Below are 22,862 nucleotides of genomic sequence, written 5' to 3' on the forward strand. Positions count from 1 at the left end.
GCTCTAAGATCGAATAGCTCCTTTCCCCGCTGAACATATTAGTGTGTGTGAAAGGAGCTTGATACTCAGATGAAAAGATTTTTCGGAACATTATTCGGTATTGTATTAGCTTTTGGCCTTGGCGCTCTTATCTACAATGGGGTGTCAGATCGCGACGTCACGCCAAACAACACCTACCACTCCGCAAGCAGAACGGACCTTAATCATCAGCGACTGAGCATCAAATCTAATGATGATCTGCTGCCGTTGAATACAGGTCATCGCATGCTGCGGGCGAATCAGCCTGGTACCATGAGAGCTCAGAACACGCAGTGGGGCAATATTCCGTGGTATCAGCTTTATTACGGCGGTACTTGGAATCCAGGCGGCAGCGCGGCGAATCCGGGCACCGGCTATCCAAAAGTTACCTATCCAGGCGGCAATACTGGCAATACTGGCAATACCGGTAATACCGGTAACACTGGTAATACTGGTAATGCAGGCAACACTGGCAATGCCGGCGGCTCCACTTCAGCGGACAGTTCATCCATCCAGCAGCAAATATTGCAGCGGGTCAATGCAGAACGCTCGAAAGCCGGCCTGCAGCCGCTAACGCTGAATGCATCGTTGTCTAAGGTCGCCCAAGCCAAATCCAATGATATGCGGGACAAAGGCTATTTTGACCACAATTCACCAACGTACGGAAGTCCGTTTGATATGATGAAACAATTTGGCATCAACTACTCCTATGCAGGCGAGAACATTGCAGCTGGGCAGAAAGGTGTAGATGCAGTTATGACTGCTTGGATGAACAGCCCGGGTCACCGTGCTAACATCCTAAGCGCTAACTTCACCCAACTGGGCGTCGGTTATGCTCCCGGCGGCAACATGAGTCCGTATTGGACGCAGCAGTTTATCAAACCTTAAGCACTTGTCTAAAGCTGTCCCAAAGCCTGTCAATCGACACTTTGGGACAGCTTTTTGTTCAATGGAAGGGTGCCGAGAATGAATGCCGTGGCACGATGTCACGATTCGAAATTTGAAGTTAGTTTGATGTTGCTCTGAGGTGGTGGTGCGTGGTGATGGCGGCGGTTTATGGAGTACTGAAATTCTAACGAATCCTACAGACCTTATTTCAGTCAATTGGGTCGATTTGAAATTCTAACGAATCGTACAGGTCTTATTAGGCACCAGAATGCTCATTCTTGCTCCATTTTCTATAAATAAGACCCTCACGATTCGTTAGAATAAAATCTTATAGATTTTCGAGTGAATAAGGCCCACACGATTCGTTAGAATAGAATCTCGACGCGTATCGGGAGGGGGAGAGAGGCAGCAGGTACGAGCTTGCTATGACTTTCGTTTGCTGCGGTAGCTTCCCGGTGCTTCACCCACTTCTTTCTTGAACGCTTTCGTAAAATGATGCACATCGGAAAAGCCGCAATAAGCGGCAATCTCTTCAATGGTATTGTCGGATCCGGTCAACAGCTCCTGTGCATGGTGAATGCGCAAATGAAGCAAGTACCTGTGCGGCGAGACGCCAAGCTGCTCTTTGAACTTCGCGCTGAAACGCGAAGGCGACAAATTCGCCCTTGCGGCCATTTCGCTGACTGTGAGCGGCTCGGCCAAATTCAATGACAAGAAGGACGTAATCCAATTCATCCGCTGCGGTGCTGCTTTCTCCGTTTGCTTCAAATCCGTGTGATCTTCCAGAATCGTAAGGATCACTTCCGTCCCTAAGGATTGTGCCCGCAGCTGCATAAGCGGATCGCGATGCTGCCAGCACTCTACCATCGCCAGAAACTTGTCCCGCAGCGCAATGGGGTGCTTTGGCCGCAGCCTGACCGGGATTGCAACGCCATGAAAGTCGTTAAGCCTCGGCTGGATGAGATGGCTGTACGGCTCCAGGTCAATCTGACCGCTTCGCGTCGGAAATCGGTCCTCCCTTAAAGAATCGTAGAAGAAGTCCATGTGGGCAAATGGCGTAATCGTATTCGTTTTCCCCTCTAGCACATTCAAGCTATTCGGTTGAATCAGACAAAAATCGCCTCTTCGAAACTCATAGGGGACACCCTCTACTTGAAACACGCACTCCCCTTCTTGAAAATAAACAAGCAAATAATCGAGCAATCGCCGTTCCGCGGATAACCACGGCTTTCGAACGGCATAATCACTCTCTCGGATATAGGGAACAATCGGCTGCCTTTCCATCAATTCGGATAGGTACATTTATACAAGCTCCTTGGCCATAATCGGGCATGATTTGCTTTTATTATATACGAGACGCAGTTGTTTTTGACAAAAGAATTAAGAGATCGAAACAAAGTCAGCAGATGGAGATGTGCTTTATAATAAAAGCATCTTAGCAGTGATAAGGAGATTGATTATGACCATTAGTAATTCATCCAACCTCACCGAGCTTCCGCAGCTTGACAGTGATTATACGTTAACACCAGAGCAAAGCGCTTCCTATCAGAAAAACGGGCATATTCTTCTGAAGAATATTGTATCTCCTGAAGAAATGAGCTGCTACGAGCCGCTAATTGAACAAACGGTACGTGAGCATAACCATAATACGAAACCCGTTGAAGAGCGCGATACGTATGGCAAAGCATTCATTCAAATTTGCAACCTATGGGAAATGAATGAAGGCATTAAACGTTTCGTAATGGCAAGAAGGTTCGCCAAAATCGCGGCCGAGCTTATGGGCGTGGACGGCGTTCGGATCTATCACGATCAAGCGTTGTTCAAAGAACCGGGCGGCGGTCATACGCCGTGGCATCAAGACCAAGTTTATTGGCCGCTTGATACACCAAACACGATTACACTATGGATGCCGCTTGTACCGATTTCCGAGGAAGTCGGCTCGATGACCTTCGTAGACGGATCGCATACTTCCGGCTACATGAGCCGCCAATTCATCTCCGATGAATCACATAAGACGCTCAGCTCTTATATTGAAGGCAAAGGCCTTCCGAAGACAAACTACGGCGCTATGGCTGCAGGCGATGCAACCTTCCATGCCGGATGGACACTGCATTCCGCACCAGGCAATCCAACGGATACAATGCGCGAAGTCATGACGATCATCTATGTCGCAGATGGTGTCAATACGATGGCAAATCCGGACAGCAGTGCACGTGAATCCGATTTGAAATCATGGTTCCCAGGTGTAAAAGCAGGCGAACCCGCTGTTTCACCGCTCAACCCGCTTGTTTATAAGAAATAAGGTAAAGGCTAGCCCTCAAGCATCTTGATGATGCTGGGGCTAGCCTTTTAAGTTCGTTTAGAAATCAATGCGTACCGCAGCAATCGAATAGGCTCCTACTTCCACGTTCAGCTTATCGCCGGCAAGCGTCACCGCGTTATCTCCCGGAATTAGGTTCTCGTTCACATCTACCGCATATGCTCTTACCGCACCTGTAAAGAGTTTAAATGAGGCCGTTGCTTGCTTCCCGTCCGTTTCGTACATCCGAATAATCCAGCTTGCCCCGTTGTTTCCCTCCGGAACTTTAATCGCCGATACGGCAACCGATTCATCCAACTGCTCGATATACCCCGCATCTGCTGGCTTCGAACCGGGCCGCTTCATCCCCGAGAGCACATTCATCGGATGGTTAAGCCGGTACGCCTTCTCAATGACATCTCGGCTTGACGCCGATGCTTCCGCCAAACAAACCGACAGCTTGATGCGATGATGATTGCCAAGCTCCGGATAAGGATCCGGTTCATACGAACCTCGTATGAGCGAGACGGACATCGAGTTATCTGTTCCCCGGAAACCGTATTTGTTACTAGTTACGATGAATAACGTTGGCTTACTCTTGTTATCATTCCGTAGTGCTTGCACGAAGCTGTTGCCCGGCAATTCAATATCTCTGTCTCCCCGCACAATCGTCCCGAACGGAACATCATACTTGTACGCTTCGCTAGCGTAGCCGATTGGAAAATGGAACTGCAGCTGCGGAATTCCAACCTCTCTGCTGCCCGCTTCCTGCCAATCGCATTCCACATTGAAATCAAGACTTGTACTGCCTGCATCAAGGGAAACGGTAACGCGAAGCGATGAAGAAGCCTTAAACTTCATTTCGTAGCTGATCGTTTGCCGGAGATCGCCGGAAACCGTCTTTTTCAATATTACCCGCTCATGGAGGTTGGCGATTTGCATAAAACGACCGACCCACCATGCCGCCATCCCTTTGCTCGGATCCTCCTGAATCAGTCGGAATAACGCTGCCGGCCTCGCCGGATCAACCAGTTCCTCGCCTGATCTCTTATCGATCAAAGAAATTAGAGTGGCATCTTTCGAATCAAAAGCAGCACGAAGACATTCATTCTCCAGAAGATAAGCCTCATCCCGGTCAACCCGCGGATCACCAATAACAATTTGCGAAGAGTAACCTTCCCCTTCAGCAATCGTCAAGGTGCTGTAGCCGCACGCCGGTACCTGAACACGCGCAAGTAATCGCAAATAGTCATGCGACCAATAAGCATTTCGGCCGCTATCTAGAATTTGGCTTGGCACGGTTTCCCCCGCAGCCGTCTTCACTACAATCGCCTTAATAGGACTCTTCCAATCCCATAGCAGGATCTCGACCGTTTCTTCCCTCGTTTGAAGCGAGGAATTAAAGATATGCACAATGCGTGTGCTTCCGGCTCCGCGCTCAACCTGCGTAATCTTGAAATCACGCGTCCCAAAGCCGACACCTGCTCCTTGCGCTGTATTGGCTGCTGTATGGCCAATTTCAATCTCAGAAGTATCAATATCGGCCGCAATTCGCTCAAGTGCGAGCTTTCGGTTCGTTCCGGCGACCGCCATCGTATTCTGAAACAGTCCAAGGGCATGCTCGCGTGTTTCGATGACGCCCGAGCCTGGCAGGATATCATGGAATTGATTAAACAACACACCGCGCCATGCTTCCTCGAACGTGGCTCCCGGATAAACGGCCCCATGTGCAGCGGATGCCACCGAGGCGAACATTTCCGCTTCATTCAGCGCAGCTTCCGAGACGCGGTTTGCATTCTTGATGCGGGTCTGGGACGTGTAGCAGCCCGTAAAGACGACATTCATTTCACCCTTCACTACAGGCAATTGATCCGCGACCCGCTCCACCTCTTTGAAATAATCCGCATAACCGCCGAAGCGAATCGTTGGACAAATCGGCCATTCCTGCATGGCCCGCAGACGATTCAAGTCGCGTCTAGTCGGCCCCCCGCCATGATCCCCGACACCATAGACGTATAAATAGGAATTCAAGCCGGTTTTCCGACAAATGTCCGGTACATAGGATGTGAATACAGGGCGGACAAAATCGTTATACCAGGTCAGCTCACGGTAAACGATGACCGACTTACCCGAAGGACCTTCCCAGCGAATCAGCGGGTATCCTTCAGCCCCACGGCAATGGTAGTAGTATTTCACACCGCCGCTTGCCAATATTTCCGGCACCTGCAAGCTATGTCCGAACGTGTCCGGCTCGAAATCCAAATTCAAGCTGTCCGGGTCGATAGCAAACAAGCTGCTGAGGTATCGCTTTGTGTAGAGTATATGCCGCGCCAAACTTTCTCCGCTTGGCATGTTCTTGTCCGCTTCGACCCAGTGAGAGGCTGTAATTTCCCAGCGGCCTTCCTTCACCCGGCGTTTAATCTCCTCCAGCATGGAAGGCGCGTATTGTTCCACGATTCGGTAAATCGAAGCTTGGGATTGCGAGAACGTAAACTCCGGATACTCCTCCATCAGATTGAGCATCGTCCGGAACGTATCGATGGTGACGGACACCGTCTCATCCCAGCCCCACATCCAGTTCATATCGATATGCGCATGGGACACCGCAATAACATCGTAACTCTTCGCATCAGCAGCAAGGCTTTCCAGCATACGTTCTGCTTCTAGCGCTGCTTGCTTTACGATGGCTCCATTCTCCGCGATGCGCTGTTCTATGTAATCAAGTGTATCTGCAATAACCGCATCATACTTTAGTCCATTCACCTTCGACAGCTCCTGTGCGAAAACAAGCTGCGAGAGAATGCGATCATTCCATTCATTGCGGCCGCTAAATTCTAGGTCATCCCAGTAAGATTGCGGCTCCGGTCCGATCAGTCGTCTAATTCTCGTTTCGTTCATATTCAATTCCTTTCCTCTCTGAGTAGGATTTGAAAAAATCAGCACAAACGGCACAAGTTTAGCATAGCGTTCCAAGCCCACTTCCACAATTAGGAATTCGTAAATTATGATGAGGTAATCTTAGCGTGTTAGGTCGAAAAAATGACCCGCAAGCAGTCACTTTGAATGTTCAAGTGTGCTGCCTGCGGGTCATCGTAGTTGTATGTGCTCGTTCGTATTAGAGAGAAATAACGCGGCCTGTCGCTTGCGATTCGAATGCAGCCAGAATAACTGCAAGCGATTTGCGACCTTCTTCGCCGGAGATGCTTGGTTTGGTGTTTGTCAGAAGCGATTCGACGAACGCATCTACAACGCCGCTTGACTCTTGCTTATCGTTAGTGCTGATTGCACCCACGTTATAGCGTTCAACTGTGCCGTTGCGAAGTTCAACGATGATTTGATCCTTCGGATCTGTGCCGATCTTCATCACGCCGTTCTCACACCAGAATACTGTGGAGTTGTCTTCGCCTTTGTAGTACGTCCAGCTCGCTACAAGCGTACCGATTGCGCCGCTCTTCATACGAAGCAAGCAAGTCGCGTTATCGTCAACATCTGTACCTTCTTTATCAAGCGTACCGATATAGCCTGTTACTTGCGCAACTTCATCATCAAGCAGGTAACGGATCAAATCGGATTTGTGAACGCCGAGGTCGCCCATTGCGCCCATGATCGCTTCTTCTTTACGGAAGAACCAGCTGCCTTTGCCGTCTACGCTCCAGCCTTCAGGACCAGGATGGCCGAAAGAAGTACGGAACGTCAATACGCGGCCAAGCGCGCCGCTTTGAAGAAGCTGTTTCGCTTTCACGTGTGGAGGCATCAAGCGTTGGTTGTGACCCACCATCAAGTAAACGCCGTTCTTGCTTGCAGCTTCGATCATCGCAGCTGCTTCTTCGTCCGTGGAAGCCATTGGCTTCTCCACAAGCACGTGAGCGCCTGCATTTGCAGCTGCAATAGCAACCGGTGCATGCAGATAGTTTGGTGTACAAACGCTGACTGCCTCAGGTTTGATTGCACTAAGCATTTCTTCATAGCTTGCGAATGCTTTTGCCTTGTATTTCGCTGCAAATTCTTCTGCACGTTCGATTACAGGGTCTACGAATGCCACGAACTCTACGTTCGGGTTAGCAGCGTATTCCGGAATATGACGGCGCTGAGCGATCGCACCGCAGCCTACAACGGCTACTTTAATTTTCTTCATGTTAAGTAACTCTCCCTTTGTTCACTAATTATGCTTTATGACCGTTAGCTTTCAGCCAGTTCATGCTAGTTTGTACAGATTCAAGCGGCGGATTAGCGCAGCTGTCCTGTTCAACAACCAGCCATTCAACGCCTGCTTTGTTAGCAGCGTCGATGATATCGTTAAGCGCAAGGTCGCCATTGCCAAGCTCAACCGTATCGATATGGTTGACAGACGTCTCTTTGCGGAAGTCTTTCAAGTGAAGCAGCGGCAGACGGCCGGCATATTTCGCAATGTAAGCAAGTGGATCTTGACCGGAATATTGCACCCAGCCGATATCCATTTCCACTTTAAGCAGATCAGCATCCACTTTCGTGTACATCGCATCGAAGATGTATTCACCGTCAATTTGGGCTGCAAATTCGAAGTCATGATTGTGGTAGCAGAATTGCAGACCTTCTTCGCGAAGACGAGCGCCGAAAGTAGCGAATTTCGCGATCAACTCGCGCCAGAACGCTTCTCCGCCAGCCAATTGCTCAGGGGACAACCATGGGCAGATCACATAACGTGCACCAACGGTTTTCAAGTATTTGATTTCTTCTTCAAGGCTCTCTTCAAGCTGTTGCAGACCAACATGGCTGCCGAATGCTTCAAGGCCAAGCTCTTGCAGCAGGTCGCGCATTTCTTCAGCCGGGATATCGCCATAACCTGCAAACTCTACGCCTTCATAGCCCATTGCAGCTACTTGACGAAGCGTGCCTCTGAAATCCTTTGCTGTATCGTCACGCAGTGTAAACAATTGCAATCCGATTTTCACTAGTGATCTTCCTTTCATGATGACGGATGAACGCCTGAATGGCGTCAAGCCCGGTTAGTTTACCAATCTGACAACCATTATAGTGGATATAGTGGCTTTCGTAGATGTATTATATAACAGTGACATGTACAATTTTGCTGCAAAATGGAGAGAGACCTTTGAATACCGAAATTATGAGCTGCAATTACTCCTATCACTCACAGCCCTTCCAGATTATCAATCGAGACGGCTTGCGCGCCTATGTGTTTCGCTTGCAAATGGATGGAAGCTGCGAGGCGCTCGTCGACGGACGGATGCAGCGAATCGAAGCCGGTGATCTGCTGCTCTTTAAGCCAGGTGACTACTATCAGCTGAACATTGCGCCAAGTCATGATCAAGATGAAGATGAAGCGCAAACCGAGATCTCAAGCGGGGATTACTATGTCATCTGCCGCGGGAGTTGGCTCGACGAGTGGTGGAGCCGCAAGGATCGCCCCCAGCGGGTAAAAGTTGTACCGGATGAGCGCTGGCTGTCGGTTTGGCAGGCACTTATCTTGGAGAAACGGCGCTTTGAAGCAGAGGATCGCGAGCTTTCCGATTATTTGCTGCGTTCGTTATGCCTCTTCATTGACCGCGCGATTACAACGCAGTCTGTTTTTCAAGGGAAATCGTTCGTTGCTACTCGCATGAAAAACTTCATCGACGAGAACGCCGCACGCTCATTTACAATTGCGGAAGTCGCGGAATGCGCTCGCCTTAGTGTTTCACGCACCGTCCATCTGTTCAAGGAATGCTATGGCATGACCATCATTCAGTATACCCAAAATGTCCGTTTATCCATGGCTATTGACCGCATCAAATACAGCACCATGACCTTGGAGCAGATCGCGATTACATGCGGTTTCGGCAGTTATTCTTACTTTTATCGGGTCTTCCGTCAGAAGTACGGCGTGTCGCCTGCAGCCTATCGGCTGAGTTAAGTCCTGCCTTCTCATGAGTTCGCTGCATTGTACTTGGAAACAATATCATATGACCATGGCCTAATTGTCACTACATTCCTACTAAACGGGGGTCAATTGCCACATGCGTTTCAAAGACGTATTTTCTATTATCGGCCCTTCTATGGTTGGGCCCTCCAGCTCTCATACCGCAGGCGCGGTACGAATCGGACTTGTTGCCAGTCAGCTTCTGGGCAGCGTGCCGGATAAGGCGGAAATTATTTTCTTCGGCTCCTTCGCTGCTACCTATCAAGGACACGGAACGGATATCGCGATTGTGAGCGGTCTCCTTGGATTCGGCACGGATGATTATCGCATCCCGCAAGCACTCGACCTAGCGAATGACCGCGGCATCGCAATTTCCTTTGAACAAGGCAAAGGACTCTACTCACATCCCAATACAGTAAAGCTCGTCTTATCTGTCGATCAGCCTGCTCCTCAGCGGCTGTCCTTGATCGGAACCTCCATCGGAGGCGGCAATATCGAAATCGTCGAATTGAATGAGTTCGCTGTCAAGCTAACCGGAAACTATCCGACACTCGTCATTCGGCATGCCGACCGTCCTGGGGTTATTGCCGATCTGACTTCCCTGCTGAAGGCAGAAAGCGTCAACATCGGTCATATGTCCGTTGATCGCAAAGGCCGCAGCGGCGATGCGCTGACGGTCCTTGAGCTCGATGCCGCCCTGCCCGCTCCGCTGCTTGACCAGATTAAAGCTATTAACCATGTGCAGACCATCTATACCGTTGATCTTAGTCAAACAGAGGGGACGGGTACATAATGAATTTTCGGACGTTAGCAGAGCTTGGCGAGTTGTGCGCGCAGCGCGGACTTTCCATAGGCCGATTGATGCTGGAAGAACAAAGCGCAGAGTCGGGCAAATCGCCTGAAGACGAGTTTGCCAAGATGACCGCCTATTACGGCGTCATGAAAGAGGCTGTTCGCCGAGGCTTGCATGAGAATACCACCTCGCGAAGCGGGTTGACCGGTCTTGATGCGCAGCGCGTGTTATCGAAGAGACAAGAGCTTGAGCCAAGCCTCGGCGGATCGGCCAGCGATGCGATGGCGTATGCGCTCGCGGTGTCTGAGGTTAACGCCTCCATGGGCCGCATTATCGCAACGCCAACGGCGGGCTCCTGCGGCATCATCCCCGGCGTATTCGTCAGCACCCAGGAACGATTTGGCTTGGCTGACGAAGAAATGGTCTATGCTTTATTCGCCGCCGGCGCCATTGGCTATGTCATCGCCAACAATTCCTTCGTCTCCGGCGCCGAAGGCGGCTGCCAAGCCGAGGTCGGCTCCGCCATCGGCATGGCGGCCGGCGCGCTAGTGGAGCTGCGGGACGGTACACCCGCGCAAGCGATTCATGCCGTTGGGCTCGCGCTTAAGAATACGCTCGGGTTAATTTGCGACCCTGTCGGCGGGCTTGTTGAAATTCCTTGCATCGTGCGCAACGGCTTCGGCGCCGTTACGGCATTGGCTGCAGCGGATATGGCGCTTGCCGGTGTGCGTAGCGTCATTCCTTCGGATGAAGTTATTCAAGTGATGCTTGAGGTTGGATCAGCCATGCCTGAGATCCACCGCGAAACGGCTGGCGGAGGCTTAGCCCAGACGCCGACGGGTCGCAAAATAATGAGCGATTTGAAGAACAAGAAGAAACCACAGCAATAGCAATAGCAATAGCAATAGCATGGATGGCAGTGGCCGAGTGGTAGCATTCGCCCGCGCTAACGAACCGTAGGGGTCTTATTTGATCAAAAAACATCGATTTGAAATTCTAACGAATCCTACAGGTCCTATTCGCTCCAAACTCGTTCATTTCTATCGATTTCGGTCCAAATAAGGCCTCTGTGATTCGTTAGAATAATTGAAGTGTCTATTTCTCCAAAATAAGACCTCCACGATTCGTTAGCGTGGTGTGGTCGGGCATGAGAGAAGCGTTAGCGTGGTGAGGTCGGGCATGAGAGAAGCGTTAGCGTGGGGGGGGCAGGCGAGAGGTTCTCGTATGCCTCTCGCATCCCACATCTCGCCTCCTCATGGCCTAGCAACCACGGTAACCCCCACTCCCGCTTCACCCCCGCGGAAACGGAAAGCTATCCTTTAAGCCAATGCTGCTCATATCGATTGCTTCCCAGCCAAGACCATATGCAGGCGATGCTGGATCCAGCGTATATTGAACACCGCCGCCTTCCCCTTCCGTGATCAACAACGGATCGCTATTCAAGGTGTGCGCGTCGAATTTGCCATCCAGTACTTGTCGCCATGCCTTCCATGGCACTGGCACCAGCCCTCTCTTATCATCGCCGTAAATCCCGCTCACCGTGGGCTCCTTCGCCTCATTATCATAGAGATTGAAGTCCGCCTCCTGCAGACGATCGTCCTTCCAGTTGACGAAATGATACAGCTGCTCTCCGGAACGAACTGCGATATTGCGCAGGATCGTTACATCTCGATTCGCCTCGCCAGCCATCTCTTGTGTACCGAAGGCTGCCCGCGCATCGTTTTGCACAAGCAAATTATTCTCCATCCGGTTGCCGATGCCTTTGGAGAAAATGACAAACCACAGCACGCCGCTGCCGGCGCTGTACAAATCATGGATCACATTATGCGAGACATGATAGTAATCCGACGCATCGTCCAAATAAATACAGAAGCCGAAGGAGAAATAGATGCCGCTGTGATGAAACCGATTCGCGATAATTCGGTTGCCCGTTCCCGCTCCCCAGGATTCCAGCATCCCTCCGTCCTGACTGTCTTTCATAACATCCCAGATGTTATTGCGAGTAATCAAATTGTTACGTGTATGGCAGAAATCCCAATGATTCTTCCACGTCACCGCCGTGCCGTAATAGGACGACTCCATCGCGCCTTGCCTTAATCCTTTAAGCGAAATGCCGTACCTCGGCATGCCGTGAATTTCGTTGTGCGACACTTCGTTGCTCCCGCTCTGATAGAGCTGAATGCCGGAGCTGTGACCTACAAGCTCACCGCCAAACCGGATCAAATTGTTCGAAATGAGATTCCCTTTACTCACGTCGGCTTGCTCAGCGCTAGAATAGTCGCCATCTCCCGGAGCGAGGCCGATCACATAGATTCCGTTATAGCCGGTATGTTCGATCAGGTTTCCCGTGATTTCATTGTGCTGACAAAGCCCGTTAAGTACAATGCCGCTGAAGCCGCTGTTCCGAAGCCGGCAGCCCCGCACTGCAATGCCGCTAGCATTTTCGAGATAAACGAGGCCCTGTTTGCTCTCTGCGTGTTCGCAGTTGCTATCCGGCATCCGATATTCCTGCGTGAAATCGGAGCACTCGATCGTCAGGCCTTCCAGCACAATGCCCTTCACCGGACTGTTTGGCGAGCTGCCTATCAGCTCAATCACCCGCTTTATAGCTGGAGCAACAATCAACTGCTCCTCAATCGGCAGTTGTCTCGGATAATAATATAGATCGCCGCTAGTCGCATCGAAGTAATATTCCCCCGGCTCTGTTAAGAGTGACAACGCACCCTGAACGCGGTACCGCGAGCCTTTGTCAATGCCCCACGGTGCCGGTTCTTTGAAGGAAACAAGTCCTTCCTCCCACCGAATACAGTCGATCGTTTTGGTTTCCGTAAACCAATTCCATTCGCCTTCCCCAGGCCAAATATGTACCTGTGCACCATGCGCGCCTTGCGCACCTGGCCCATGCTCGAATCTCGGAATGTCATCCTGATGGAATCGAAAGCCGCTTCTCGGATCACCGTCTCCTTTGCCCGCCACGACATGATAGCCCAGCTTCGGGCTTCTAGCCGCCAACGCCCGCATACCGTTCTCATAGAGCGTATATATGGCGTTTCCCGCACCCACTCGAGCTCGATAGAGGTGACCATTATAAGGCTCCCAGTTCGTAATCGCGCTTCCCCCGCTTATCGTGACACCTTCTTCCCCCGGTGCACTGCGGTAAGTCACCGTGCATCCATCAACAGCGGAGTCTCGCTCATCGAAGCGCAGCGGTTCAGACAATTCATAACGCCCGCCGCTAATCCAAACGGTAATGTCCTCCTTATCGGTTTCTCCCAGCATCAATCGCACCAAATCTCTGGCACGCTCTAAGGTTTGAACGGCTTCCTCAGCAGTCGCCCCCGTGTTGGCATCATCGCCATCCTTAACTGAAACAAACAGCTCCATTCGACTAGCCCTCCCATCCCATATAAAAAGAGGCAGAGGTACCGTATTGCTCCCCCTGCCTCTTTGGCTTTGTTATCTACTACGAATTATTCCGTATTATTTCAAGCCCTGCTTAACAAGGAACTCATCCCATTGCTTCTGATACTCTTGGTCGATCTTCTCTTGCCCTGCTGCTTTGAGCTTCTCAATGTATTTCGGCATAATTTCAGCCGGATCTACAGCACCGGATTCCAGTGCAAGCTCATATTCATTATTAACAGCCGTCGTATTCGCAAGCTCCGATTTAATCGAATCTTGGTTGATCGAGAAGCCGTATGATGCTGCAACCAAAGCGCTGTTGTTCAGATCGATCGTTTTTTGCCATACATCTGCAGGCTGTGGTGCTTTCAAGTAGGCATTGAATTGATCCCCGAATACCCAGTCTACATTCGGTGCATAGCCGGAATCCTTAATTGGCTCGATGTAGTCTCCGTCTTTCTTCGTATAGTGTTTGCCTTCGATACCGTAGCAAATCAGGTTATACAAGTACTTGTCTGAATTGAGCAGGTTGATGAACATCAGTGCGCGCTCAGGGTTTTTGGACGTTTTGCTGACTACCTGCATCGCACTTGCAACACCTGTAAAGTACGATTGGGTAATCGGCGCATAAACAACTTCGTTACCGCCGTTGTTGTTCATTTCATCGATTTCGCCGCCCGGTTTCGTTGTGAAATCGATCGCGACTGCCACGTTCCCTTTTTTCTTCAAATCCCCGAAGTTTTTGAGAATCGGAGCATCTTCATTGATGTAGCCGGCTTTATACCATCTGTGCATGGTATCGAAGTATTCTTTCTTGCTGTTAAGTTGCTCTTCCTTCGTTTGAATGCTGAAATCGTCTTTGTTATACGTAACGGCTAAGCCGTTTGTACCAATCCAGTTCGGATCGGAATAGATGCCCCATGAGTTCTGGCCCATACCGAACGGAACGACATCCGGTTCGCCTTCTTTAACCGCTTTCAAGAATGGCTCAATATCTTTGTACGAATGAATCGTGTTAACGTCGAGGTTGTATTTGTCAGCAAAACGCTTCTGAATAACCAAGCTCTTCGTTTGCGCAGCAACTTGATATACCGGGAAGCCATATACTTTGCCGTCATTGGCTTTCATGTCCGGCCAGAACTTATCCGGAATGTTTGCACGAGCCTCTGGTGCGTACTTGGAGATCATGTCGTCGGTCAGCTCCAGCAATGCGCCTTTGTCAATGTTCGCTTGGTAGCTAAGCAGCCAGTACTTGGAGCCCCATGCCACATCAAACTCTTCGCCTGCAGCCATAATTGTGTTAAGTTTCGGATCGTATTCGTCAAAAGAAAGCGGCTTCAAATCAACCGTTGCGTTGATTTTCTCTTTCACATATTTATTGATTTCGTCATTCACTGCTTGTTGATCCGGTCCTGGCGGGTTACTCGGATAGTAGAACGTCAATTTTACTTCCGGCAGCTCTTCTTTGACCGGCTCTTCCGCTGTATTGTTCGCAGCTGTATCCGTTGCCGTATTTGTTGTATCTGTAGCAGCCGTATTATCGGTCGCCGCACTTGTGTTGTTCGCGTTATTCGTGTTGTTATTGCTGCCGCAAGCTGCAATGATACTGAAGCATAGAAGAAGTACACACCATTTAAGCACAGTAGACGATGATTTCATTTTCACTTTGAAAGACACCTCCGTTTTTAGTTAACCCCATACCTTGTATTTAATCAATAACAACTTTACAGTCCGGCTGCCGCTCACCCCCTCTCATAAAATTCCATTATCCTTTCAAGGAACCGACCGTGATGCCTTTCACGAAATACTTCTGGAAGAAAGGGAAGATCACAAGCATCGGTCCCCCTGCCAATAACGCAAAAGCCATCCGTACCGACAAGGTTGGGAAATTCGCGAATTGCAGCTTACTCGCGGCTTCGGCCAGCGGAGAGTTGGCGAGAAACTCAATCTGCGAAATAATCCGAAAGAGCAGCAATTGAAGCGGAACATACTTCTCATTGTCGATAAAGAGCAGAGATGTAAACCAATCATTCCAATAGGCGAAAGAAATGAACAGTCCAAGCGTTGCAAGCGCCGGTGTTGATAACGGCAGCACGATTTGGAAGAAAATCCTTGTTTCGCGGGCGCCGTCCACTTTTGCGGATTCAATAATTTCAAGTGAGATCTTGTCCAGGAAGCCCTTCATAATGAGAATATTGTAGGGACTGAGCAGCAGCGGAATAATGAGTGCACCGAGCGTGTTTTTGAGATGCAAGTACTGTGTCATCAGCATATAGAACGGAATTAATCCGCCGCTGAACAACAAGGTAAAGAACACATAGAAGGTAAGCGGGCGTTGATATCGAAAATCTCGCCGCGACATCGGATAGGCGGTAAGTGCAGTAAGCAGCAGCGCAAGTACAGTACCGATGACCGTAATTGTGATTGTAACGCCGTAGCCGCGGAGAATGACATTAGGCTCCTTAAATACGATCCGAAACGCCTCTAAACTGAACTCTTTCGGTATGAAGCGATAGCCGTTATGAATGAGACTATCCTCTGACGTAAGCGACACTGCGATAACGAGCAGGAAAGGAAGCACAATGAGCACGCTGACAATAATGAAAAATACATTGATGATCCAACTGGAGCTCTGCATGGATTTCGCATTCACATTCGACATAAATACAATTCCTCCTAGAATAAAGCGCTGTCCTTATCGACTCTACGCACCAGATAGTTCGCTGATACTATCGTCACCAAACCGACAATCGACTGAATGAAGCCGACAGCTGCGCCAGAATTAATGTCACCCAGCTTTGTCAGCGCACGATACACATAAGTGTCGATTACATCTGTCGTTGCGAAGTTAAGCCCCACATTATTAGGAACAAAATAATGCAAACCGAAATCTCCGCGGAAGATATTGCCCAGTCCAAGAATGAACAAAATAATAATAAGCGGCTTTAGCAGAGGCAGTGTGATTCGTGTCATCATCTGCACTCTGGAAGCACCGTCGAGCCTGGCCGCTTCGTAATATTCGCTGTTAATGCCCATAATGCCGGCGTAATAGACGAGTGTGGAGAAGCCGACACCTTTCCAAACCGAAACTAAAGGTAAGATAAATAACCATGGTGTCGTTTCAAAATACCATTTGTGCGGCTCCAGCCCGAATGTCTCGAAAATCCGGTTCAAATAACCGCTCTTATGCTCAAGAAAGGCATAGGCAATGTAGCCGACGAGTACAAGCGATATAAAATAGGGCAGAAACATCGCGGTCTGATAGATTTTGACCATTCGCCCTGATACTTCATTCAGAAGCAGCGCGAAGAATAAGGCTGTTATCGTACCAAGTACGATATACACACAGTTGTAGAGCAGGGTGTTTCGAATGATGCGCAGCGCATCCTGCGACTTAATGAGAAACTCAAAGTTGTCGAACCCTACCCACTTGCTGCCGAAGATGCCTTGATCGTACCGAAAGAACTTAAACGCAAGTATTAATCCGACCATCGGAAAATAACTGATCACTAATTTGTAAAGAATGCCTGGCACGGCAAGCAGCAGCAGCTCCCTGTTCTTGCGCAAATGCATCCATTCTCGACTTAGCCAGTTTCCTTTGCTACTTTGACCCGATTTCCTCATGACTTGTGACCTCCTCCTTCTGACCTTCATGTTGCCACGGCGCGACAAACAAATATAGAATACGATTTTCGAAAAGCTGTATCTGGCACGTGTAAAATGTTCGAATTTATGCAGTTTACTTGCCTACAGACACAATAAAACCGCCGATCCTACAGCCTCGAGAGGCTAAGTAGGATCGGCGGTCATAAGACAAGTCCGTTATGAGATGGATTTCTTCATCCGGTATTCCTTTGGCGTACTTCCAAACTTCGCCTTGAACAGCCGGAAGAAATAGCTCGGATTCGAATAGCCGCATTTCTCCATTATTTCGATGACCGTATAATCATCGGTTTCGAGCAGCAGCTGCGCATGCTTTAAGCGAACCTCGTTCATATATTCCGTAATGGACATCGAAGTGCTGTCCTTAAACATCTTGCCGATATAAGCCGACGAGAGCTTCACTGTAGCCGCAATTGACTGCTGACTTAAATTGATGTCTGCATATTTCTGTTCAACCAACTCCTTGATCGTCTCCAGAATCATGTCGTTTCGTTCCAGCGTTGCCGGACGCTGTCCTTCACAGATCCTCGCGCAGAGCGACAGCAGCGCAATGTACATTTCCTCCAGCGTCTCTTTCTCCTGCGTAATATGAGTCGCGTATTCCAAATCGACATCAAACTTAATGACGCGGTTATTGGCAATTTCCGCTGCCGTATTCTTCACGATCCAAGCCAAGTTGGAGACGGCTCTAAGCATATCGTCATACCCGAACGTTGCTAATACAGTGAATGCCTTTTCCAGCTCGCTTCCCGCCTCTGACATTTGGCCTTTCTTCAGCGCCTCCGACAGCTTGCGCTCAGTAACATCCGGGATAGCGGACTGCTTGTTGAGCAAATTCTCCTTAATCTGATCGGGGGTTATCGTGGCCATATGGCCATAGATAATCTTGTAGCTGCATAATTGCAGTGCCTGATTATAAGCTGACGAAATATACGGAAATTGCGGAATAGGGTCGCTTACTCCGCAAGAGAGCGATATTCCGTAGAAATGAAGAATCGTTTGCTGAATTTCTCGCACAATCGGTACAACCTGCTCTGCAAGCGTCGTTGCTTGATCTTGCGTGCTTTCGGCAGTGCCTTTGCTTGTGCTCGGCGTATTACTCGATACAATCAGCACCACATGGTCGCCTCGCAACTCCACCACTTCGCAGAGATACAGCTTAGCCATGATTTCATGCGCGATGTTGACGATCGCAAAGCTGTACATCTTCTTTGCAGCTCCTGTCGTATTCCGGTCAAACGCATGAAATTCATCGATTCGCAGGACGCATACCAGCAACTCATCCTTTACCGAAATGCCAAGCCCATGCTTCTCGATTACTTCGAGCATATCATGGTGCGTAAACAGACTGCTGTCCGTCAGCAGCTTGCGCAAGTAGTATTTGCTCACAATTTGCTCCGAGCTGATTTCCTGCAGCTTATGTGAGAGCCGCAAATAATTGTCGCTCATCAGATGGAGTTCATCACCGTCAAAGCCTGAAGTTTCCTGATCGTTTCTTGGCACTTGCAGGCGAATACGGCGCAGCATCCGTTCAATCGGCGTGTACAGCTTGTAGGACAGCCAAATCGATAAGCCGATAGACAATACCAGGAAAATACCTGTAATGGCAAACGATTTGGTCCGCGTTGAACGTACATCCTTCATCAGCAAATCGTAGGACTGCACGTAGATGATCGTCCAGTTTCGCACTCCGTCATCCATATACGATACAAGTTGCTTATTGCCATCGATCTTCCCGACAACAAAGCCGGATCGCTGCTGATTCATTACTTTATCTCGCTGCACCAGCTGTTTAATTTGGTCTCTCTTGGCCTTGTCCTGATCGGTTACAGCGTCATCAGAAGAATAGAGATGACCCTCCTGATCGGCAATATAAACTTCATTCCCCTCTTTGTCACTGCTGACTGCATCCATCCTTTTCAAACTCTCGAACACCCAATCGGATTTAATGTACAGAATGATGGCCGATTCCGCTCTTGAGAACGGTTTGAGCGAGTTCGTAACGAGGAAGGCGAAGGCGTCGATACCACCGTCTGCCTTCTCCAAGCTGACGGGAATAAGCCGTGAAGTCGGATGCGGCTTCGAGGCGTCGAACAACCACTCCCGGATATTCGCTTTTGTTTTGCCGCCGTCAAGCAGGAAGGCGCTAGTTGTGCCGTAAATTTCATTTTGCGTGTGATTATAGATTGCTATGGAATGTAGGAAGGAAGCGCTGTCCATAATGCTCGACAGTCGTTGATAGCCGCGTATAAAATCCATTTTGGGCAGCTTCTCGTCGAATAGGAGCGTTGCAAGCTGATTGTCTTTATTCACATAGCTGGATAGATGCGTGATGATTTCATTCATGTAGGTGAGATTATATTGAATTTGCGATAATACTTTGAGGTTGGACTGCTCTTGGTTGCGTCTGACGGAGTCTTCCAGCACATACGTGTTCGCTACAGATAATGCCATCAGCACGATGACCATGGACAGCATGATGGAAATTAAGACTCGCTGCAAATATTTTTTCGATTTGTATATACCGAAGCCTTTCACAGTTGCTCCCCCTTTAGCACGCAAACTTCGCTTATCTCCTATTATGGCAAATGTTGAATCAGTCTGCTATATCAATTTCATGCACTGGAGGAACGAGTGCCGTGAAGTCGGTTTCTTTACGAAGGCCGTTTTTTTCATTATAATTAGCCATTAAAGAGGTGTAACATGATCATAATTAAAACCAAAGATGAAATCGAGCATATGCGCAAAGCAGGCGAAATTCTCGCAGCCTGCCACCGCGAAATCGCGGGCATGATTAAACCCGGCATCACTACAAATGAAATTGACCAATTCGTTGAGAAATTTCTGGAGCAGCACGGCGCGAAGCCTGAGCAGAAAGGCTATAAAGGCTACGCGTACGCAACCTGCGCATCCGTCAACGATGTCATCTGTCACGGCTTCCCTTCGGCTACGCCGCTGAAGGAAGGCGATATCGTCACGATCGACATGGTCGTTAATTTGAATGGCTGGCTGGCTGACTCCGCATGGTCGTATGCGGTAGGCAAAGTAACCGCGCAAGCGAAGAAGCTGCTCAAAGTAACCGAAGAAGCGATGTATAAAGGGATCGAGCAAGCCGTTGTGGGCAACCGCATGGGCGATGTTTCGAATGCGATCCAGAAGCATGCCGAAGCAGAAGGCTTCTCCGTCGTTCGTGAATTTATTGGCCACGGCATCGGGCAGGATATGCATGAAGAACCGCAAGTGCCTCACTATGGCCCTGCGGGACGCGGAATCAGGCTGAAAGCCGGCATGGTCATGACTATCGAGCCGATGCTGAATACTGGCGTATGGCAAAGCAAAATCGATTCCGATGGGTGGACTGCACGGACGATGGATGGCGGGCTCTCTTGCCAGTATGAGCATACCATCGCCATCACGGACGAAGGTCCGATCATTCTTACCAAACAATAGAATGTAAAAAAGGCTGTCTCCGGAAAATGCGCTGCGGCGCATTGGTGGAGACAGCCTTTTTTATTTCTGGTGGAAAATTGCCGCTAGGCTAAGAAAAACATTTCTCTACAAGCGCCATCCGAATATACAATCCATTCTGAGCTTGTCTGAAATACGCCGCCCGTGGATCACTGTCCACTTCAGGATGAATTTCGCCGGCTCGTGGGAGCGGATGAAGAATCATCGCATTCGTCTTCATCTCGTCTAACAGCTTTCGGTCAATAATATATTTACCTTCCGCCTTGCTGTACTCCTCCGGCGAAGGGAAACGCTCCTTCTGAATGCGTGTCTGGTAGAACACATCCGCCGTCTTGGCAATGCCGGATAGATCCGTTGTTTCCTCATAGGATATGCCTTTCTCATCCAAGTACTGTTTTACATAGGAAGGAATTCGCACATTATCCGGTGAGATAAAGGAGAGATGCACATCCTTGTAATTGGCCAGCAGGTAGCTCAATGAATGTACGGTTCTGCCATAAGTCAGGTCGCCGATCATCGCAATATGAAGCCCATCGATCCCGCCAAATTCCTTCTGGATCGTATACAAATCAAGGAGTGCCTGGGTCGGATGCTCACCAGAGCCGTCCCCCGCATTGATAACCGGTACATTCGAAACCGCGGCAGCACGTTTCGCAGCCCCAATATCCGTATGGCGCATGACGATGAGATCGCTGTAGCCCGAAATGATTCGGATCGTATCCTCTAACGTTTCTCCTTTAATCGTGGACGAGAATTGGCTCGCATTCTCCGTACCGATTACGCGGCCGCCCAGTCGGTGCATGGCCGATTCGAAGGAGAAGCGGGTACGTGTGCTCGCCTCGAAGAAAAGCGTGCTCATAATTTTGTTTGGGAAACGCTGGTTGCCGCCTTCCCGCGCTACCTGCTCCATCCCTTTCGCTGACTCGAATAGTTCTTCCAGCTCTCCCCGATCAAACTGCTTCGCTCCGAGTACATGATACAATCCACTCATTCTTCGCCATCCCCTTTTGCGCGTTGTCCATTCGATTATAAGCCAGGCCCTATATCACATTCAAATAGGATCCGCAACAGTTATCCGATAATGAGCTTTTCCTCCGGGTACTTAATATCCGGTTTCTTCTTCCCGGAAGTGAACAAGGAGAAGAACAAGAACATCCCGATTCGTCCGATAAACATCAGCAGTATTAAGGTGATTTTGCCAGAGTCATGAAGTGCTCCCGTAATTCCTGTCGACAGTCCGCAGGTGCCGAATGCCGAAGTGACCTCGAACAGCACAGCAGACAGATCGTAACGATGCGCCTCCGCCATAAGTACGGCGAATATGCCAACGATGACGAGCAGCACGGACATGGCAAAGAACACGAAGCTTTTATATACGTCATCTTTGCTAATCGAGCGCTTGAACAAGCGAATCTCCTTCTCACCTTTCGCAAAGTTGATCATCACGATCACAATAACGGCGATCGTCGTCGTTCTGATCCCTCCACCCACGCTCGACGGACTCGCCCCAATAAACATCAATACCGAAATGAGCATTTGTGACGCCTGATGCAGCGAGGACATATCAATGATCGTAAGTCCGGCGCTGCGAGACGTAATCGAGGTGAACAAAGCATTCATTAATTGCTGATGTAATGGCATATTCGCGAACGAATGGCCTGCTTCCGTCAGCCATATACCAATAAACCCGATCAGGATCAGAATGGCGTGCGTGAGCATCGTAACTTTTGTGAACAGAGAAAACCGAAACCGTTTATTCTTATTTCTTGCCCATTCCGTCAACTCGGCAAGAACGGGAAAGCCTACAGCACCAAGCACAATTAAAGCCATCGTTACAATTTGTACGAAGTAGTCGTCTGAATATCGAATGAGCGAATCTCCAAACAAATCAAATCCAGCATTCGTAAATGCGGATACGGCATGGAACAACCCGTTAAATATTGCGCTCCAAATCGTGTCCGAAGCTCCGCTCGTATAGAAATACACGCTGAATAGGATCGTTCCAAGCAGTTCGATCGCAAGCGTGAGCAGCAGTACAAGCCTCATCAGCTGCATAAGTCCTGACAGCTGGTTGCGGTTCTGATCGATCATAATGAGTTTACGCTCCAGCAGGCCGACCCTCTCTCCAAGAAGGAACCAATAGAAGCTGCCGAGCGTCATGATACCAATCCCACCGAATTGAAAGGCAAAGATAAGCACAGCCGCACCGAAGACACTGAACGAATCGCCTGTGCTAACTGTCGTTAGTCCCGTAACACTCACCGCACTGGCGGCAGTGAATAACGCGTCTATAAAGGAAAGGCGGACGCCTTGCTTCCAGCTGACCGGCAGCATAAGCAGCAGCGTAATGAATAAGATCCCGATTACATAAGCGGATACGATGAGCCTTGCAGGTGACATTTTCCGTATGATTGCACGCAGCATGAACCGACTTC

At 49.5% G+C, this 22,862-nt stretch carries 17 protein-coding genes; 6 read left to right on the plus strand and 11 right to left on the minus strand.

The genetic code is table 11. From position 1 onward, the window contains the following. Nucleotides 1-69 precede the first annotated feature (69 nt). Nucleotides 70-906, plus strand: coding sequence for a CAP domain-containing protein (locus AC506A_RS12065; RefSeq protein ID WP_495461246.1), 837 nt, complete (start codon nt 70-72; stop codon nt 904-906). A gap of 423 nt (nt 907-1,329) precedes the next feature. On the opposite strand, the gene AC506A_RS12070 is transcribed toward AC506A_RS12065, so the two are convergent. Next, nucleotides 1,330-2,208: a helix-turn-helix domain-containing protein gene (locus tag AC506A_RS12070; RefSeq protein WP_495461247.1), complete on the minus strand. Its 879-nt coding sequence runs from the start codon at nt 2,206-2,208 to the stop codon at nt 1,330-1,332. A gap of 157 nt (nt 2,209-2,365) precedes the next feature. Here AC506A_RS12070 and AC506A_RS12075 point away from each other — a divergent pair, with 157 nt between their 5' ends. Beyond that, the gene (locus AC506A_RS12075) at nt 2,366-3,208 is read left to right on the plus strand and encodes a phytanoyl-CoA dioxygenase family protein (protein WP_495461248.1); all 843 of its coding nucleotides are present in this window, start codon (nt 2,366-2,368) and stop codon (nt 3,206-3,208) included. A 57-nt stretch (nt 3,209-3,265) separates the two neighbouring features. Here AC506A_RS12075 and AC506A_RS12080 read toward each other — a convergent pair whose 3' ends face one another. From AC506A_RS12080 to AC506A_RS12090, 3 genes are all read right to left on the minus strand, one after another. Beyond that, nucleotides 3,266-6,103: an alpha-mannosidase gene (locus AC506A_RS12080; RefSeq protein ID WP_495461249.1), complete on the minus strand. Its 2,838-nt coding sequence runs from the start codon at nt 6,101-6,103 to the stop codon at nt 3,266-3,268. 217 nt (nt 6,104-6,320) lie between these two features. Beyond that, a complete protein-coding gene (locus AC506A_RS12085) occupies nt 6,321-7,340 on the minus strand; it encodes a Gfo/Idh/MocA family protein (RefSeq protein ID WP_495461250.1) in 1,020 nt (339 codons plus the stop codon). A gap of 28 nt (nt 7,341-7,368) precedes the next feature. After that, entirely contained in the window at nt 7,369-8,136 is a 768-nt protein-coding gene (locus tag AC506A_RS12090; protein ID WP_495461251.1) for a sugar phosphate isomerase/epimerase family protein, read from the minus strand. Nucleotides 8,137-8,294: 158 nt separating this feature from the next. Between AC506A_RS12090 and AC506A_RS12095 the strand changes: the two genes are divergently transcribed. The 3 genes from AC506A_RS12095 (at nt 8,295) to sdaAA (ending at nt 10,784) form a co-directional block, all read left to right on the plus strand. After that, nucleotides 8,295-9,095: a helix-turn-helix transcriptional regulator gene (locus tag AC506A_RS12095; RefSeq protein WP_495461252.1), complete on the plus strand. Its 801-nt coding sequence runs from the start codon at nt 8,295-8,297 to the stop codon at nt 9,093-9,095. A 103-nt stretch (nt 9,096-9,198) separates the two neighbouring features. After that, nucleotides 9,199-9,894, plus strand: coding sequence for an L-serine ammonia-lyase, iron-sulfur-dependent subunit beta (sdaAB, locus tag AC506A_RS12100; protein ID WP_495461253.1), 696 nt, complete (start codon nt 9,199-9,201; stop codon nt 9,892-9,894). Beyond that, the gene (gene sdaAA, locus AC506A_RS12105) at nt 9,894-10,784 is read left to right on the plus strand and encodes an L-serine ammonia-lyase, iron-sulfur-dependent, subunit alpha (RefSeq protein ID WP_495461254.1); all 891 of its coding nucleotides are present in this window, start codon (nt 9,894-9,896) and stop codon (nt 10,782-10,784) included. Before sdaAB ends, sdaAA begins: the two co-directional genes overlap by 1 nt. 400 nt (nt 10,785-11,184) lie before the next feature. Here the strand turns inward: sdaAA and AC506A_RS12110 are convergent, their stop codons facing one another. The 5 genes from AC506A_RS12110 to AC506A_RS12130 all read right to left on the minus strand — a co-directional run bounded on the left by AC506A_RS12110 (nt 11,185) and on the right by AC506A_RS12130 (nt 19,521). Continuing rightward, nucleotides 11,185-13,278: a NosD domain-containing protein gene (locus tag AC506A_RS12110; protein WP_495461255.1), complete on the minus strand. Its 2,094-nt coding sequence runs from the start codon at nt 13,276-13,278 to the stop codon at nt 11,185-11,187. Nucleotides 13,279-13,374: 96 nt separating this feature from the next. Then, nucleotides 13,375-14,955, minus strand: a complete 1,581-nt coding sequence (locus AC506A_RS12115) for an ABC transporter substrate-binding protein (RefSeq protein ID WP_495461888.1) — start codon at nt 14,953-14,955, stop codon at nt 13,375-13,377. Between the two features lie 106 nt (nt 14,956-15,061). Then, a complete protein-coding gene (locus tag AC506A_RS12120) occupies nt 15,062-15,958 on the minus strand; it encodes a carbohydrate ABC transporter permease (RefSeq protein ID WP_495461256.1) in 897 nt (298 codons plus the stop codon). 14 nt (nt 15,959-15,972) lie between these two features. Beyond that, nucleotides 15,973-16,920 (minus strand): ABC transporter permease subunit, encoded by a 948-nt coding sequence (locus AC506A_RS12125; RefSeq protein ID WP_495461257.1) that lies wholly within the window; start codon nt 16,918-16,920, stop codon nt 15,973-15,975. A 198-nt stretch (nt 16,921-17,118) separates the two neighbouring features. Then, nucleotides 17,119-19,521, minus strand: coding sequence for a helix-turn-helix domain-containing protein (locus tag AC506A_RS12130; protein WP_495461258.1), 2,403 nt, complete (start codon nt 19,519-19,521; stop codon nt 17,119-17,121). Nucleotides 19,522-19,662: 141 nt separating this feature from the next. Between AC506A_RS12130 and map the strand changes: the two genes are divergently transcribed. After that, nucleotides 19,663-20,409 carry a type I methionyl aminopeptidase gene (gene map / locus AC506A_RS12135; protein ID WP_495461259.1) on the plus strand — a complete coding sequence of 249 codons (747 nt, stop codon included), beginning with the start codon at nt 19,663-19,665 and terminating at the stop codon, nt 20,407-20,409. Between the two features lie 88 nt (nt 20,410-20,497). Here map and pyrB read toward each other — a convergent pair whose 3' ends face one another. Continuing rightward, entirely contained in the window at nt 20,498-21,418 is a 921-nt protein-coding gene (gene pyrB / locus AC506A_RS12140; protein WP_495461260.1) for an aspartate carbamoyltransferase, read from the minus strand. An 80-nt stretch (nt 21,419-21,498) separates the two neighbouring features. Next, the gene (locus tag AC506A_RS12145) at nt 21,499-22,851 is read right to left on the minus strand and encodes a TrkH family potassium uptake protein (RefSeq protein WP_495461261.1); all 1,353 of its coding nucleotides are present in this window, start codon (nt 22,849-22,851) and stop codon (nt 21,499-21,501) included. Between the last annotated feature and the right edge of the window lie 11 nt (nt 22,852-22,862).

It is taken from the genome of Paenibacillus sp. N22P23, assembly GCF_059383735.1.

Coding starts and splice junctions, on each gene's coding strand:
- AC506A_RS12065 (WP_495461246.1), top strand. CDS start 70: ATGAAAAGATTTTTCGGAACATTATTCGGTATTGTATTAGCTTTTGGC.
- AC506A_RS12070 (WP_495461247.1), bottom strand. CDS start 2,208: ATGTACCTATCCGAATTGATGGAAAGGCAGCCGATTGTTCCCTATATC.
- AC506A_RS12075 (WP_495461248.1), top strand. CDS start 2,366: ATGACCATTAGTAATTCATCCAACCTCACCGAGCTTCCGCAGCTTGAC.
- AC506A_RS12080 (WP_495461249.1), bottom strand. CDS start 6,103: ATGAACGAAACGAGAATTAGACGACTGATCGGACCGGAGCCGCAATCT.
- AC506A_RS12085 (WP_495461250.1), bottom strand. CDS start 7,340: ATGAAGAAAATTAAAGTAGCCGTTGTAGGCTGCGGTGCGATCGCTCAG.
- sdaAB (WP_495461253.1), top strand. CDS start 9,199: ATGCGTTTCAAAGACGTATTTTCTATTATCGGCCCTTCTATGGTTGGG.
- sdaAA (WP_495461254.1), top strand. CDS start 9,894: ATGAATTTTCGGACGTTAGCAGAGCTTGGCGAGTTGTGCGCGCAGCGC.
- AC506A_RS12110 (WP_495461255.1), bottom strand. CDS start 13,278: ATGGAGCTGTTTGTTTCAGTTAAGGATGGCGATGATGCCAACACGGGG.
- AC506A_RS12115 (WP_495461888.1), bottom strand. CDS start 14,955: ATGAAATCATCGTCTACTGTGCTTAAATGGTGTGTACTTCTTCTATGC.
- AC506A_RS12120 (WP_495461256.1), bottom strand. CDS start 15,958: ATGTCGAATGTGAATGCGAAATCCATGCAGAGCTCCAGTTGGATCATC.
- AC506A_RS12125 (WP_495461257.1), bottom strand. CDS start 16,920: ATGAGGAAATCGGGTCAAAGTAGCAAAGGAAACTGGCTAAGTCGAGAA.
- map (WP_495461259.1), top strand. CDS start 19,663: ATGATCATAATTAAAACCAAAGATGAAATCGAGCATATGCGCAAAGCA.
- pyrB (WP_495461260.1), bottom strand. CDS start 21,418: ATGAGTGGATTGTATCATGTACTCGGAGCGAAGCAGTTTGATCGGGGA.
- AC506A_RS12145 (WP_495461261.1), bottom strand. CDS start 22,851: ATGCTGCGTGCAATCATACGGAAAATGTCACCTGCAAGGCTCATCGTA.